At 60.7% G+C, this 15,272-nt stretch carries 11 protein-coding genes and 6 pseudogenes; 8 read left to right on the forward strand and 9 right to left on the reverse strand.

Annotated elements, in window-relative coordinates; translation table 11 throughout:
• Positions 1 to 295 precede the first annotated feature (295 nt).
• Positions 296 to 658, reverse strand: coding sequence for a WhiB family transcriptional regulator (locus R4P65_RS32520; RefSeq protein ID WP_317829622.1), 363 nt, complete (start codon positions 656 to 658; stop codon positions 296 to 298).
• Positions 659 to 788: 130 nt separating this feature from the next.
• On the opposite strand from R4P65_RS32520, the pseudogene R4P65_RS32525 reads away from it, so the two are divergent.
• Positions 789 to 1,952 (forward strand): annotated as a pseudogene (locus R4P65_RS32525) (IS3 family transposase).
• A gap of 164 nt (positions 1,953 to 2,116) precedes the next feature.
• Here the strand turns inward: R4P65_RS32525 and R4P65_RS32530 are convergent.
• From R4P65_RS32530 to R4P65_RS32565, 8 genes are all read right to left on the reverse strand, one after another.
• Positions 2,117 to 2,956 (reverse strand): mycofactocin-coupled SDR family oxidoreductase, encoded by an 840-nt coding sequence (locus R4P65_RS32530; protein WP_317829623.1) that lies wholly within the window; start codon positions 2,954 to 2,956, stop codon positions 2,117 to 2,119.
• 43 nt (positions 2,957 to 2,999) lie between these two features.
• Positions 3,000 to 3,326 carry a putative quinol monooxygenase gene (locus R4P65_RS32535; RefSeq protein ID WP_317829624.1) on the reverse strand — a complete coding sequence of 109 codons (327 nt, stop codon included), beginning with the start codon at positions 3,324 to 3,326 and terminating at the stop codon, positions 3,000 to 3,002.
• 105 nt (positions 3,327 to 3,431) lie between these two features.
• Positions 3,432 to 3,932 carry an Lrp/AsnC family transcriptional regulator gene (locus R4P65_RS32540; protein WP_317829633.1) on the reverse strand — a complete coding sequence of 167 codons (501 nt, stop codon included), beginning with the start codon at positions 3,930 to 3,932 and terminating at the stop codon, positions 3,432 to 3,434.
• Positions 3,933 to 4,009: 77 nt separating this feature from the next.
• Complete coding sequence (locus tag R4P65_RS32545) at positions 4,010 to 5,056, reverse strand: NAD(P)-dependent alcohol dehydrogenase (protein ID WP_317829625.1); 1,047 nt, start codon at positions 5,054 to 5,056, stop codon at positions 4,010 to 4,012.
• 7 nt (positions 5,057 to 5,063) lie between these two features.
• Entirely contained in the window at positions 5,064 to 6,590 is a 1,527-nt protein-coding gene (locus tag R4P65_RS32550) for an APC family permease (protein WP_317829626.1), read from the reverse strand.
• Between the two features lie 37 nt (positions 6,591 to 6,627).
• Positions 6,628 to 7,815, reverse strand: coding sequence for an NAD(P)/FAD-dependent oxidoreductase (locus tag R4P65_RS32555; RefSeq protein WP_317829627.1), 1,188 nt, complete (start codon positions 7,813 to 7,815; stop codon positions 6,628 to 6,630).
• Positions 7,812 to 8,015, reverse strand: a complete 204-nt coding sequence (locus tag R4P65_RS32560) for a ferredoxin (protein ID WP_317829628.1) — start codon at positions 8,013 to 8,015, stop codon at positions 7,812 to 7,814. Before R4P65_RS32560 ends, R4P65_RS32555 begins: the two co-directional genes overlap by 4 nt.
• A 27-nt stretch (positions 8,016 to 8,042) precedes the next feature.
• On the reverse strand, positions 8,043 to 9,155 hold the full coding sequence (locus tag R4P65_RS32565) for an aromatic ring-hydroxylating dioxygenase subunit alpha (protein ID WP_317829629.1): 1,113 nt from the start codon (positions 9,153 to 9,155) through the stop codon (positions 8,043 to 8,045).
• 142 nt (positions 9,156 to 9,297) lie between these two features.
• Here R4P65_RS32565 and R4P65_RS32570 point away from each other — a divergent pair.
• The 7 genes and pseudogenes from R4P65_RS32570 to R4P65_RS32600 form a co-directional block, all read left to right on the forward strand.
• Positions 9,298 to 10,203: pseudogene (locus R4P65_RS32570) on the forward strand (PDDEXK nuclease domain-containing protein); the annotation flags it as partial.
• An 84-nt stretch (positions 10,204 to 10,287) separates the two neighbouring features.
• Positions 10,288 to 10,488, forward strand: a pseudogene (locus R4P65_RS32575) (transposase); the annotation flags it as partial.
• 66 nt (positions 10,489 to 10,554) lie between these two features.
• Complete coding sequence (locus R4P65_RS32580; RefSeq protein ID WP_317829631.1) at positions 10,555 to 10,989, forward strand: hypothetical protein; 435 nt, start codon at positions 10,555 to 10,557, stop codon at positions 10,987 to 10,989.
• Positions 10,986 to 11,987, forward strand: a complete 1,002-nt coding sequence (locus tag R4P65_RS32585; protein ID WP_317829632.1) for a DDE-type integrase/transposase/recombinase — start codon at positions 10,986 to 10,988, stop codon at positions 11,985 to 11,987. The genes R4P65_RS32580 and R4P65_RS32585 overlap by 4 nt, the downstream gene beginning before the upstream one ends.
• Positions 11,988 to 11,989: 2 nt before the next feature.
• A pseudogene (locus R4P65_RS32590) lies at positions 11,990 to 12,723 on the forward strand (IS256 family transposase); the annotation flags it as partial.
• A 154-nt stretch (positions 12,724 to 12,877) separates the two neighbouring features.
• Positions 12,878 to 14,554 (forward strand): annotated as a pseudogene (gene istA, locus R4P65_RS32595) (IS21 family transposase).
• A 14-nt stretch (positions 14,555 to 14,568) separates the two neighbouring features.
• Positions 14,569 to 15,021: pseudogene (locus tag R4P65_RS32600) on the forward strand (ATP-binding protein); the annotation flags it as partial.
• Positions 15,022 to 15,272 lie beyond the last annotated feature (251 nt).

Below are 15,272 nucleotides of genomic sequence, written 5' to 3' on the forward strand. Positions count from 1 at the left end.
AAAACCAGAGGCTTAATCCGCATGGGTGAAGTATCTCAAATCGTACTGTTAAAGAACTTTAGGCGCGCGGCACTAGCGCCTGGAGTGCGTAGCTGAAACCGAACAGAAGCACGGCGAACGAGCTGTGGCTACCGCGCCTTGGGATTCTCGGATCTCGGCAACGCCTCAAGGGACACGACCAACACAATCCCACCCTGCCCGCTTGAACATTCCACTCAAGGGTGAGACCAGATCAAAGGGAAATTCATCTGCCGAGCGGGTTCGGGTAATGCTCCTGTATGGAAGTTCGCCAGCCTCATGCCGTTCCCTCCCGTCGTCCATGGCGACCTGGACGTGGGCGGGAAGTTGATACTCGCAACGGCATCTGTCCGCTTCTCATCTGCGTCCGCGCTGGATCCGCTCGGGGCGTATTCGGACGTCGGTCCAATTCAGCAGTGCCGCCCCAAACGCCGTAGCGTTCGGCAAGGTGCGTTGCATGGTCTTGACATGGTTGCCGAACCGGACACAGCTCGCAGATCTCTTTGGCCTTGCGCTCGCGCCGGAGTTTGGCATCTCGGCTTTCACCTTCGTTTCCGAAGAACAGCTGAGGTCCGAGATACCTGCAACTGGCCAGGAGTTGCCAGTCCCATCGGTCTGTCAGAGGCATCAGTTTCTTCATCGTTTGTGGTCCTCAGATACGTCGTGGAATCTCTGTGTCTCGGGAGGCCGATCTATCGTTTGGGTCTGCTGCACGGATAGGTGACATCTGATCTGTGGTGCCGAGAGGTGCCGCTGGAAGGATGTGCGCCATGCCGAAGCCCTATCCCCGAGAGTTCCGTGAGGACGTTGTTCGGGTTGCCCGCAGCCGCGAGCCCGGAATGCTGTTGAAGCAGATCGCCGCAGATTTCGGGATCAGCGAATCCTGCCTGACGGGCTGGCTGAAAGTGGCCGATATCGAGGACGGAATCAAACCAGGAACTACCGGTGAGGACGTGGTCGAGAACCGGGAACTGCGTAAGCGGATCCGGTTGCTCGAGCAGGAGAACGAAGTCCTGCGCCGTGCTGCCGCCTATCTTTCCCAAGCGAACCTGCCGGGAAAATGATGTACCCGCTCGTTCGTGAGCTGGCCGAGGACGGCATTCCCGTCACGGTGACGTGCCGGGTACTCGCGATCGCTCGCCAGCCCTACTATCGGTGGCTCGCTGACCCGGTGACCGATGCCGACCTCGCGGAGGCCTACCGGGCGAACGCTCTGTTCAGGGCCCATAAGGATGACCCGGGCGTTCGGCTACCGGTTCCTGTTCTACGAGGCTCGCGACGCCGGCCAGGTGATGGCCGAGCGCACAGCGTGGCGGATCTGCTCGAACAACGGCTGGTGGAGTGTGTTCGGCAAGAAACGCGGAAAAGCCAAGCGCCCGGGGCCTGCGGTCCACGACGACCACGTCCAACGCAGCTTCACCGCCGATGCTGCGAATCAGCTGTGGCTGGGCGACATCACAGAGCATTGGACGAGCGAAGGCAAGCTCTACATGTGCGCGTTCAAAGACGTATTCTCCAACCGGATCGTTGGCTACTCCATCAGCGATCGGATGAAGTCCCGGCTCGCGGTCGATGCGCTCGACAACGCCGTCGCCCGCCGAGATGACGTCGTCGGCTGCGTGGTCCACACCGACAGAGGATCGCAATTTCAATCAAAAAAATTCGTCCGCGCTCTGAGCCGCCATCACATGGTCGGCTCGATGGGCCGCGTCGCTGCGGCCGGCGACAACGCCGCCATGGAGAGCTTTTTCTCTCTACTTCAAAAGAACGTCCTGGACCGCCGCCCCTGGCGCACCCGCGACGATCTCAGGATCGCGATCGTCACCTGGATCGAAAGGACCTACCACCGCCGACGCCGCCAAGTCGGACTCGGCCGATTGACCCCCATAGAATACGAGACCATCATGACCACACCAGCCACTCAGGCTGCGTGACTCAACCTGTCACCTGATCGTGCAGCAGACCCTTTGACGATGGTGCCGCGCTTTGTGACTCTGGTCCGATCGTACGGCGTCACGGATCGGACCAGAGCCAATTCGGCTAGAAAATCTGCAGACCGGCAGATTGGTTAGTTGGATCTAACCATCACATCTCCGATTCAAATGGCGGCAGAGCCACCGTCGACCGGGAGGTTGACGCCAGTGATGTAGCGGGCCTCGTCCGATGCTAGGAACAGCAGTGCGTTGGAGACGTCGACGGGTTCGACCCAGGGCGCGGGCAGCGCTAGCAGGGTTGCCGATACGACCGCGAACTCTTCCGGGGTGGGCTTGTCCAGGTCGGGGCGGAACAGGCGGTACACGGCGTCGTTCTGGATCATGTCCGTGTTGCAATTGGTCGGGGAGACGACGTTGACGCGAATGGAATGCGGCGCCAACTCCATTGTGAGGGAACGCATCAAGCCGATCACGCCGTGCTTGGAGGTAACGTAGTGACCGAAGCGGGCAAAACCTTTCGCACCGGCGTCCGAGGACGTGATCACGATGGTTCCGCCGCGGCCACCGCCGACAATGTGAGGGACTGCCGCTTTGCACGTGTTGAACACGCCGGTCAGGTTGACGTCGATGACGTCGTTCCAGTCACCGCCGAGAATGTCCGGGACCTCGTCGCCGAACTGGAAGATACCGGCGTTGGCTGCGACGATGTCGAGCCTGCCCAACTTCTCGACACCGTCCTTCAATCCGGCTGCCAGTGCGTCGTAGTTACGCACGTCGGCCTTGTATGCGACTATTCGGCGACCTTCGGCTTCCACCAACCGAACTGTTTCGGCGAGGTCTTCGTCGGTGGCCGGGGCGTAGAAGTCGGCGGTCCGGCCGACCTCGCCGCAGACGTCCATGGCGATGATGTCGGCTCCTTCCTGCGCAAGCCTGATGGCGTGGCTACGGCCTTGACCGCGTGCGGCACCGGTGATGAACGCTACTTTTCCTGCAACTCTGCTCATGGTGTTCAATCCTGTTCGTGCTCAGCGTGAAGTGGTGAACGGGTCAGTTCGTGATGTCGAGTTCGCCCATGCGTGACCAGTCTTCGCCCGGCAGCTCGGTGTTGAGAATTTTCGGGGTTCCGCTCAAGGCGGGACGCATGGCGTCGAGCCCGGCACGGAAGTGATCGCTCCCCACATGTGTGACGCCGGCGTCCGTGTCGCGGAATGCTTCGACCAGAACGTATTCCGCCGGGTGGTCGAGGCTGCGTGACCATTCGAACCAGAGGTTGCCCGGCTCGGCTCGGGTTCCCGCCGTAAAGGATTCGGTGATGTTCGGCCAGTTTTCCTGGTGCTCGGGGCGAACGGTGAACTTGACGACGATGAAGATCATGGGATATCCGATCTGTGAAAATGGCCTTCGGGTACACCGAGGGCGCACGCGCGCTGTAATGCGCGGTGCGTGATGTGGATTTGTTTGGTGGTTACTGCCGGTGGGTCAGGAAGGTGCGTATCCGTACGACACCTTGTGCATCTTGAGTTCCATGTACGTCTGGCACCCGCGGACGCCACCGATGTCGGGGATTCGGGTGTGGAGAAGTTCGTTGAGGTGGTCGTTGTCGCGGCAGACGAGCTGAACGTAGATGTCGGCGTTACCGACGCACGTGGACACGTACGTCGCCTCTTCCCATTCCGTCAGCGATTCGACGATGTGGTCGTGGCGACCGGGTTCGGCCTTGATCAGCAAGAAGGCGAGCACCCGATAACCGAGGCGGAATGGATCGGCTATCGCGACGATGTTCAGTACCCCGGAGTCCTGCATCCGTCCCGCACGGATGCGCACGGTGCCTTCCGAGATGCCGAGTTCACGAGCGATCTGGCGGTATGGGGTCCGGCCGTCACTCTGGAGGAGTCGTAGGATGCCTCGATCGACGTCATCGAGTTCTTCGACGGCGTTTTCGCCGCGACCGATCGACTCTGAATCTCCGGAGACCGTCATTTTGCGCACCGAATCAGTCTAGTTCCTACGCATTGCATACGGGTGCGGTCCGTTCCATGTGTGTTTTCGCGACAGTTTCAGGCTGAGACGAATTGGTCGTCGGGCACCAGGACCGCGCGCCCGCGAACCTTGCCGTGGTGGAGGTCGTCGAGTGCCTGCTGGAAGTCCGAGAACCGGTACTTCACGGTGTGCAGCGTGACTGCTCCGCTTGCGGCCAGCGCCATGAGATCGACGAGGTCGTTGTAGGTGCCGACCAGGTTTCCGACGAAGTTGATCTCGGTGCTGATGATGTCGATGGTGGGAATGTCGAGCTTCCCGCCGTAGCCGATGACGTAGTAGGTTCCGGCCCGCCGCAGCATCGCGACTCCGGCCGCGATGGCGGTTCCTTCACCGACGAAGTCGAGTACGGCTTCGGCTCCCGCACCGTCGGTGAGGTCGAGAACCTGCTGCGCTTCGGTGCCGTCGGCGGCCACCGTGACGTCGGCGCCGATCTCCCGGGCCAGTTCGAGTGCCTCGGTTGAGCGGTCGACGACGACGATCCGCGCCGATGCGAGGGCGCGCAGCGCCTGGATGCCGATGTGTCCGAGTCCACCGGCACCGATGACAACTACGGTATGGCCGGGGCGCAAGAATGCCGCGGCTTTACGTGCGGCGTGGTATGCGGTGAGTCCGGCGTCTGCGAGTGCCGCGACGTCGGCGGGGGCGAGGGACGGATCGAGTTTGACGACGCTACGTGCGGTGGTCCGAAGGTACTCGGCCATACCACCTTCGGTGTCGATTCCCGGGAAATCAGAGTTGATGCAATGAACGTCGTCGCCGCTGCGGCAGGCCAGGCAAAGCCCACACGTGGCGAGCGGATGCAGGATCACGGAATCGCCGACGGCGACATTGGTTACGGCCGTGCCGATTTCGACTACCGTTCCGGCGTTCTCGTGGCCGATCGTGTACGGAAGTCGGACATCGGTCTTGTTTTGCCACTGACCTTCGATGATGTGCAGGTCGGTTCGGCAGACGCCGGCGCCCTCCACTTTCACGATCACGTCGTGTGGGTCGACGACGACGGGCTGGGGGACGTCGTCGAGGGTGGGCGGTTGATCGTACTGGTGAACTCGTACTGCCTTCATGTGTTACTCAGCTCCTGTTTCCGGTGGTGGAGTCGGTGGTTGCGTTGGCGGGTGCGCTCTTGTGCTGCTTCGGTTCGTCCTCGTCGTGGATGCGCCACTCGATCTTCGTCTTGTCTTGGACTCGTTGTCGGTAGTACCAGAGGACGCAAGCGATCATGAGAATCCCTATGCCGGTGATGGTTTCGCTTATACCGCCATATCCGGTCAGTCCGGGATTCATTATCCCCACCGCGATGGCGAAGCTGTTGATCGCGAACAGGCCGCAGGCTATCGGAATCCATATTCTGGACAATTTGATGGGCCTCGGAACGTCCGGTCGGTCACGTCTGAGGAGGACGAAGGCGCCCACGGCGAGAGTGACGGCTGTCAGATAGCCGAGGTTGCTGGCCAACAGGATGGCAATGGGCTCTCCCAGCAGGATCAGCACGAGAATGTTGATGGTCATATCGGTGGTCAGCGCGCGTCCGGGGACTCCGTACTTGTTGAGGACGCCGAGTTGTTTCACCGTGCCGCCGGACTTGGAGATTCCGTAGAGCGATCGACCTCCGTCGGCTGTCGCGGTCATCATGGCGATGATGAATGCCGCCATCACCGGTAGTTGGCCGAGCCAGGAGTAACTGCCGAGGATCTGATCGAAGGCCAGCCCGATGTAGTTCACCGGGTTGGCGCCGATCGTTTCTTCGCCGAGGGCACCGACCACCATGAACGGTACGATGATGTAGAGACCGAGAATCATTGCGGCGGAGCCGCGTAGAGCCCGAGCTGTGTCCTTGACCGGATCCTTGTACTCGGCAGCGAAGCATGCACACACTTCGGTGCCGTACGTCGTCCATGCCGTGATGTAGAACCAGACGACGATGACCTTCCAGTCGAACGGAGAACTCGTGCCGGTCCAGGTGATCCGGTTCATGTCGAAGTCCGCACCGGACGAGAGCCACGGTCCGGCGATCAGGACGACAAGCCCGATCACCAGCAGGGCACCTGTCACGCGCGCGACGCCGGCGGCCAACTTCACGCCGAAGTAGTTCAGGGCCCATGCTGCTGCGATCGCGCCGATGGCGATCAGGTAGGGAAGACCGAGTTCATGGCCGATGGGAAGTTGGATCGCAATGTTGTTGTCCGGGAAGAATGCCTGCTCGACGAGGGTGCCGAGCACCACTCCTTCGACGGACAGGGACAGCGACCACCCCATCCAGTAGCCGAAGGCGGCGATTGCGCCGAGGGGGGCGAAGTGACGTTTCCAGCCTTCGTAAGCGTAGACCGAGATGCCACCGGACTTGTCTGGAAACATCGAGGCCATCTCGGCGAAGAGGTTGCTCTGCAGGAAGGCCAGCGCGCACGCGATTCCCCAGATCGAGATAGCGGTCCATCCGCCGATCGCGCCGACCGTGTATCCCAGGGTGAGAAACAGGCCGATCGGCATGTTAAGGGCGAAGGATATTCCGTCGCGCCAGGTCAGGGTCCGGACCATCTTCTCGTTCGACGGTTCGGTCTGCGTACTGTTTTTCTTTTTCGGTATTTCAGCTGAACTCATTGGACTTCTCTCGAGAGTTGCTGTGCATGATAAGGACTCAGGCTGTGGCGATGTTCCATTCAGGTATTTCCGAGGTGGCCGCGCCGCGGGCAATCCATGTGCGGCATTTCACCATCAGGCGAGCCTGGCCGATGACGCAAGCACCGACGAGTATTCCGTCGCGCGAATAGAGTGCCGCCAAACTCTCACTGTTGCGGGAGGCTAACCGCACCCCGTCGTATTGTCTGGTGTCGCCGACAATATTGATCCGTCGACCGAACTGATCCGACCAGACGTAGTCGGCGGCATTGACGCGTCTCGGTTCGTCGGCCTCAAGGATGTTGTGTGCCAACACCTTTGCCTGTTCGTTCGCCGATGTCCAATGTTCATGCCGCTTCGAAATTCCGTCGGTGTCTGCCCATGCACTTACATCGCCCGCCGCCCAGATTTCGTCACCTGCGCGACCGAAGCCGTCGCATACGACGGCGGCGGCGGACACTGTCAGCCCGGACCCGGCCAACCATTCGGTGTTGGGCACTGCCCCGACGCCGATGACGACGGTGTCGGCGTCGATGCGGTCGCCGTTGTCGAGGACGAGCTGCCGTATCCGCGGTGTTCCAACCAGCTCGGTGACGGAGCGTCCGCAGATCAGCCGAACACCGTGATCGACGGCAGTTTGGGCGATCACAGGTGCCACGTCGACACCGAGATTGCGGGAGAGGGGCATCTGCGCCACTTCGATCACAGTGACGTCGGCACCGAGGGAACGAGCCGAGGCCGCGACCTCCAAACCGATGAACCCGCCGCCGATGATCACGACATGCCCCCCGGATGCGATGTCTGCGCGTAGCGCTTGTGAGTCGTCGAACGTCCGTAGTGTGTGAACACCGGCAGGAGCATCGAGGAAGGGATTGCGGGCCCTGGCGCCGGTTGCGATGATCAACTGATCGAAATTAACTGTTCCGTTTACTGTTTCGATCTCGCGGCTCTCGCGCGACAGGCTCAGCGCGCGCTCTCCGAGCCGAAGTTCGACATTGTTCGCGCGGTACCAGTCGAGGTCGTGGAATGTGGGAATCACCGGTGGGGCTGCGTCGGTGAGTACGGATTTCGACAGTGGCGGTCGGTCGTACGGCAGTGCGTCCTCATCGCCGATCAAGGTGAGTCGTCCTTCAAAGCCCTTGTTGCGCAGTGCCTCGACAACGCGCACGCCGGCGAGCGACGCTCCTACGACGACTATGTGCGTCATGACCGGCTCGAATCGAGCATCAGCGCAGCGGCGGGGCACGACCGTACCGCTTCGTCGGCGACTGCGACGTCTTCGTCGGCGATACGGGCCCGGACCAGCACCACTTTGCCGTCGTCGTCGAGGTCGAACGTGTCGGGATCAGTGACGACGCAATTTGCGTATCCCTGACATTTGTTCAGGTCAGCTGTGATTGTGGCCATCTTCAGTCTTTCGTAGACGGGGGCGGTTCACGAGGTGAGTGCGGCGAGCGTGGTCCTCATGAAGCTTTGGAGCGGGCTCTCGCTGTCGAGCAGCAATCGGCCGGCGGGGATGCGTCCGGAGTTGTATCCGATCTGCTGGATGTCGGTGGCTTGCTTGTCCTCGATCAGGGTCTGGTCCCACATCTCGAGCCACTGCTTGACCACTTCGGGGTCGGCGCCGGGCTTGGCGTACATGTCAACGAATGCCCAGCATTTCTGCGGGCTGACCGGCTGAACGCTGCCGATGAACCCGACGTAGTCGTCCAGTGCGAAGAACGAGGACGGGAAGGTGAAGGCGAATCGGAAACCTTCGAGCTTTTCCGAATCCACTCCTTCGGGAATCCACTTGATCGGTCCCTGATGCCAGATGGTGTTTTCGCTGGAATCGATCGCGTAGTCGTCGGGGCTGGTGTGATACGTCATTCCGAAGCTGGACTTGTGCAGCGTCGGGCAGTGGTAGCACTCGACTGCGTTCTCGGCCCACAACTTCCAGTTGCATTCCATGTCGTACTCGTAGCGGACCTGGAATTCGTACTCCCGAAGATCGACGTTCATCGCATCGGTGCGGGTGCGGATGTCCGCGGTCACCGAGGCCAGCGGTGCGGCGTCGGGGTCGGGGTTGACGAAGATCCACTGGTCCCAACGCTCCACTGAGACGGGTTGCAGCGAGATGGTCGAGCAGTCGAAGTTCGGCTCGCGTTGCGAGCGCGGCGCGGTCTTGAGTTGGCCGTCGAGCCCGTACGTCCAACCGTGATAGGGGCACTGCAGGAGTGGCTTGTTGCCGTTTTCCTCGGCGATGGAATGTAGACGATGTCTGCATACGTTGACGAATCCACGAAGCTGTCCGTCCTTGCCGTGCGTGACGATGATCGGAATGGATCCGGCCTTCGTGACGGCGTAGTCACCTGGCTTGGCCACCGCTGACTCGTGGCAGGCGTACTGCCACGACTTCGCGAAGATCTTCTCCTGTTCGAGTTGATGGATCTCCGGCGCGGAGTAGAACGTGGCCGGCAGTGTCTCGCCCTCGGCCAATGAAGCCAGCATCTCAGCCTCAGTCGGTAGGTCGTACTTGTTCTGGATGTCGCTCATTTGAATCGTCACTGATTGCACTTCCCGTTCTCCGACAGCCCGAATGTAAGGTAGCTCACATTCCGTTGCGTAACAGCATGCGCATTCGTCTACGCAAAGTCAATATCTCGACCTGTATGACTGATGCTTTGCGCATTTTTGTTGACGACCTAGGGGGCTGGGGTTCAAGGTGATCGACAGGCTCGCCGTCGATCTTCGGTCAGTCTTTCCCGACATGCGTGGGTTGTCGCGGACCAATCTGAAGTACATGCGGCAGATGGCGAGCATCTGGGGCCGCGATGCAATTGGCCAACAACCTGTTGGCAAATTGCCGTGGGGTCATGTGACGGTATTGCTCGACAAACTCGATAGCCGGTCCGACCGCGACTGGTATGCATCGGCCGCTGCTGAACACGGGTGGTCGCGCAATGTACTGCAAAATCAGATCAACAGCGGTTTACGGCGCAGGATCGGTGCGGCACCGTCGAATTTTCAGGACCATCGTCCGGCCGAGGATTCCGATCTCGCTCAACAGTTGGTGCGTGACCCGTACGTCTTCGATTTTCTCGATATCACCGAACGTGTCGCGGAGCGGGAACTGGAGTCCGCACTGATAAGTCGACTGGAGCAGTTCCTCCTCGAACTGGGACACGGGTTCGCTTTTGTCGGACGCCAATACAATTTCGAGGTCGGTGATCAGGATTTCTATATCGACTTGCGGTTCTTCAACTGGGTGCAAGCGAGGTTCGTTGTCGTCGAGTTGAAGGTAGGCAGGTTCGAGCCGGAGTATGTCGGGAAGCTCGGCTTCTATGTTTCGTGGATCGATGACAACCTCCGCAACAAGGACATCCACGCACCGACTGTGGGAATTTTGCTCTGCGCGGGCCGCAACGACAACGTCGTCCGATATTCGCTTGCCGGCACAACTGCACCCCTCGCCGTAGCCGACTACACCTATAACACTCTCCCCTCCCAGGTTCGCGCTCTCGTTCCTACCGACGACGAGATCGCCGCAGCAGTCGAAGCCACCGTCTCCGCACTCGACTCCCAACTGCCTGCCAAACCGGACAACCCCGACTGAGCGCCGAACGTATCCGGGGGGACTGTCCCTAGATCGGTGTTCGGCCCGAGACGCTGAGTGAATGCTCAGCGAGGAGGTGCCAAGATGACGACACTGGAAGATGTGACGAAGAAGAGGGTCGAGCCCTCCGCGGAAGCCGCCGCTGCGGCGGAGTTGGTGCGCCTGGCCAAGGAAGAGGGCCTGTCGTTGGCCGGGCCGGACGGTTTGCTCAAACAGGTCACCAAAACCGTCCTCGCGACAGCGTTGAACGAGGAGATGACCGAGCACCTCGGCCACGACAAGAACCACGCCCCCCTCGCTGTCAGGATTTGGTGAGACACTCGGAGACAACCGAGATCACTCACTGAGGGCATGAAACGAGCACCACCGATGAACAGCCCCAACCCCGCAACGACCCCGGATTCGCCGGCAGATCCCGCACCGAAACCGACCCGCAGGACCTTCACCACCGAATACCGGAACAACATCCTCGACGAATACAACAACGCCCCACACGGCGAAAAATCCGCAGTTCTGCGTCGCGAAGGTTTGTACCAATCCCAGCTCCGAGAATGGGCGCAAGCCAGAACGGTAGCGGCCGGGAAGTCTCGACCGAAAGCGGCGACCAATCCCGACAACGACGCAGTGACACGTAAGGAAATGTCCCGCTTGATGCGCGAGAATGCGCGTCTGGCAAAGCAATTGACGCAGACGGAGGCCACGCTCGAGATCATGGGAAAACTTCACGTGCTCTTGGAGTCCATCTCCGAGAGCACGGACACACCGCCCTTACCGAAGACGCATTGAACAGCACCTTCACCGACCTGAGAGCCGCTGCGATCCCCACTCGCAGATCCAGCGTCCTGATCGGACGAGCCCGTGCCACCCACTACCGACAGCGGCAACCGCCCGTTCTGGGCCCCAGGAAACCAAGGGCAGTTCCGGGCAACGGCCAGGCGCTCACTGCATCCGAGCGGGCCCAGGTTCTGGCCGTCATCAACAGTGACAAGAACGCTGACCTGGCCATATGTCAGATATGGGCGCGTGAGCTCGACGAGGGAAACTACTGGTGTTCGGTGTCGAGCATGTATCGCATCGCCGCCGCAGCCGGGCAGAACCGTGAGCGTCGACGAACGGCGACACATCCGCCGAAGGCGATCCCCGAACTCCTCGCAGACGGACCTTCGCAGGTTTGGACCTGGGACATCACCAAGCTCCGCGGGCCCACCAAGGGTGTGTGGTTTCACCTGTACGTACTGATCGACATCTATTCCCGGTACAACCCGTCATGGATCGTGGCTGCGCACGAAAGTGCCGAATTGGCAGCCGAATTCATTGAGGAAGCAATCGGGCACAATGGTCTCGTCCCACACACTGTCCATGCTGACCGCGGCACCTCGATGACCTCGGGATTGGTGTCGGAACTGCTCACCAACCTCGGCATCATCCGGTCGCATTCACCACCTCGGGTCTCGAATGATCATCCGTATTCCGAAGCTCAGTTCAAGACGCTGAAATATCTGCATGATTTCCCGAAATCGTTTGCATCACTACAGGATGCACGAGTGTTCCTGGAGGGATTCTTCAACGAGTACAACCATATTCACCGTCATTCGGGAATTGCCTGGCATACGCCGGCGTCGGTGCATTTCGGAACTGCAGACGCAGTCGACGAAGCCCGTCAGATCACCCTGAACGATGCCTACCTCGCGAACCCTGCCCGGTTTTCGCGCCGGCCGAGTCCGCCCGAGATGCCGACAACGTTCTTCATCAACGAACCCGTTGCCGAATCGCAGATCAACTGAACGTCACTGTCTCACTTGACTTGACAAATAGCGCCCCGCCGGACCGAGAATCCACAAATATTCGTAACGGGACTCGCCCGAAAACGGTGTTGACCGAGGCCGCCGGTCATGTCCCGATCGAAGTCCCGAGAGACCGGGAAGGGACGTTCGAGCCGCAGATCGTCAAGAAACGCCAACGGCGGTTGAACGGGGTCGACGAGATCGTGTTGTCGCCCAACGCCAAAGGTTCAACCACTGGTGAGATCAGTTCTCATTTCGCTGAAATCTACGGCGCAGCGGTCTCGAAAGAGACGATCTCGCGGATCACCGGCAAGGTGCTCGAGGAGATGCAGGACTGGTCTGCCCGACCGCTCGACGAGGTGTACGCGGCGATCTTCGTCGATGCGATCGTCGTCAAAGTTCGAGACGGGCGGGTCGCGAACCGGCCTATCTATGCCGCGATCGGGGTCAGTTTCGACGGCAGCCGAGACGTGCTCGGATTGTGGGCCGGCACCGGCGGCGAGGGCGCCAAATTCTTCGATGTCCGTCCTGACAGATATTCGGAATCGGGGCACCCGGGACGTGTTCTTCCTGGTCTGCGACGGATTGAAAGGCCTACCGGAAGTCGTCGAGCACGTCTGGCCGGCCACCACGGTCCACGTGTGTAATCCATTTGATCCGCAGCACCTTTCGGATGTCGTCGCGGCAGCACTGGGACGGGTTCAAGCACGATCTCAAACCGATTTCTACCGCTCCGACTGTTTATGACAGCTTGAGTTGAGACCACCGTGACGGCCAGACTCAGGTCCATCTGCGACTCGCCGGACCGGTAGTGACGGTTTGAGCTGAGCCCACCTCAGTGTTGTGGCATCTGGCTTTTATCGGATGCCAGCAACGGCTGGAGGGCAGTGATGGAGACTCGTGTGGAGTTGTTCGCTCGTATTCGACGTGATGCCCGGGTCGAGGGATATTCGATCCGGCAGTTGGCCCGCCGCCACCAGGTCGGCCGGGCAACGGTGCGGATGGCGTTGGCGCAGGCGGCGCCGCCACCGAGAAAAGTTCCGGTGCGCTGTTCACCGAAACTCGATCCGTTCAAAGCCGAGATCGACGCCATACTCACCGCCGATATCGGCGCACCACGAAAACAACGTAACACGGCCCGACGGATCCTCGCCAGGCTGGCCGACGAACATGGAGCGCAGCATCTTTCGTATTCAACGGTGCGTGATTACGTGCGGGTTCGGCGAGCACAGATCGACGTCGAAGCCGGACGCCGTATCGAAGTGTTCGTCCCGCAGGAACACGCTCCCGGAGCCGAAGCGGAAGTCGATTTCGGTGAAGTGTGGGTGATATTGGCCGGGGTGAAAACCAAGTGCCACATGTTCGCCTTCCGCCTCTCACATTCGGGGAAAGCTGTGCACCGCGTGTATTCGATGCAAGGTCAGGAAGCGTTCCTCGAAGGTCATATCGCGGCATTCGACGAGATCGGCGGTGTCCCAACCCGTCACATCCGCTACGACAACCTGACCAGTGCCGTGCAAAAAGTGATTTACGGGCAATCTCGTGCTCGGGTGGAGAACCCGCGGTGGGTGTTGTTCCATTCGCATTTCGAGTTTGATCCGTTCCACTGCCAACCTGGTGTCTCCGGGGCGCACGAGAAGGGCGGTGTGGAGGGCGAGGTGGGCCGGTTCCGCCGAAATTGGTTGTCCCCGATGCCGGTTGTCGACTCGATCGATGAGCTCAACGAAAAGATCCGCGGCTGGGACACCGCCGACAACGACCGGCGCATCAACGATCGGATCCGCACTGTCGGGCAGGATTTCGCCGCCGAAGCGCCACTTCTGCGCCCTGTTCCAGTCGAGGGGTTCGATCCCGGATTGTCGCTGGAACCGCGGGTCGATCGTAGTGCGTTGGTCACGGTGCGGATGGCGAAATACTCTGTCCCGGCACGTTTCATCGGTAGGAAAGTGCGTGTCTCGTTGCGGGCATCGGAACTGGTGGTCTTCGACGGACGAACGGTGATCGCCCGCCACGGGCGGGTCGTCGCCCGCGGCGGTCAGAGCCTCGATCTCGACCACTACCTGGAAGTACTGCGCACCAAACCCGGTGCCCTGCCCGGGGCGAGCGCTTTGGCCGCAGCCCGCAGGAACGGAACATTCACCGCAGCTCATGACGCGTTCTAGGCGGCGGCCCGCAAAACCGACGGTGACGCCGGCGGAACCCGCCAACTCATCGATGTCCTGCTCCTGCACCGAACGATCGGCGCAGATGACGTGATCGCGGGCATCGAAGCAGCTCTGACCGTGGGCGCGGTCACCGCCGATGTCGTCGCGGTCGAAGCCCGCCGACACGCATCATCAGAGGTCGATGCGGGTGGGCCCGGTTCAAGCCGTCATCTCGTTGCTCGTCGCGCCGGACGTGAGCAACGTGTTGTCAGTTTGACCCAACGCCGTCTTGCCGATCCGGCAGCGGTCATCGCTGGTCTGCCGGCCGATTCTCGGCCCGCGCCGACGGTCGATCACTACGACCGACTCTTGTGCCTGCCCGAACGCCGCAATCCTGCCCAGTCCGCCTCCCGAGCCGAGTGAAAGAAGGTCCGAGAATGGTTCGTCCACCCGTCACGGTTTCCACCACGTTGCGCCGTCGAGGTTTGACCGAAGAAGCCGCCACCGCTGCGGTCGATCAAGCGTGCCGCCGGCTACGGCTGCCTACTATTCGTGCCGTCGTCGAGGACGCCGCCGCAGCAGCCCGCAAGGACCAGCTGTCGTACAACGGATTTCTTGCGGAGCTTCTGCTTTCCGAATGCGACGACCGCGACCGCAGGAGTGTGGTGCGGCGGATCAAGGGAGCGGGGTTTCCTCGCGAAAAGTGGTTGGCCGAATTCGATTTCGATGCCAACCCCAATATCAATCCCGCCACCATCGGCACCCTCGCCACCGGCGACTGGATCAGCAAAGGCCAACCGTTGTGTTTGATCGGGGACTCCGGGACCGGGAAATCGCATCTCCTCATCGGGCTCGGAGCCGCGGCCGCCAAAGCTGGCTACCGCGTCAAATAGAGCAATGATCAGAACCTGCGGATCCCGGGAGGACGTACCTTCCCGGATGATGATCTGCAAGGAATCGGAATTCTGATCAAGACCAGCGCGCCAACGCTGGCGGGAAGGTTGGAGTGTATCAAGGTTCTTGGACAGCGACTCGGTGGTTTCAGGCAGCTGAAGCTGCGTTTCGATACTCGGCGAGGGCTTCCGAGGGGGTGCGATAGCCCAGCGTCGAATGCAGACGTTGTCGGTTGTAGAACACCTCG

The organism is Rhodococcus sp. IEGM 1318 (genome assembly GCF_033142465.1).
GTDB classification, from domain to species: domain Bacteria; phylum Actinomycetota; class Actinomycetes; order Mycobacteriales; family Mycobacteriaceae; genus Rhodococcus_F; species Rhodococcus_F qingshengii_B.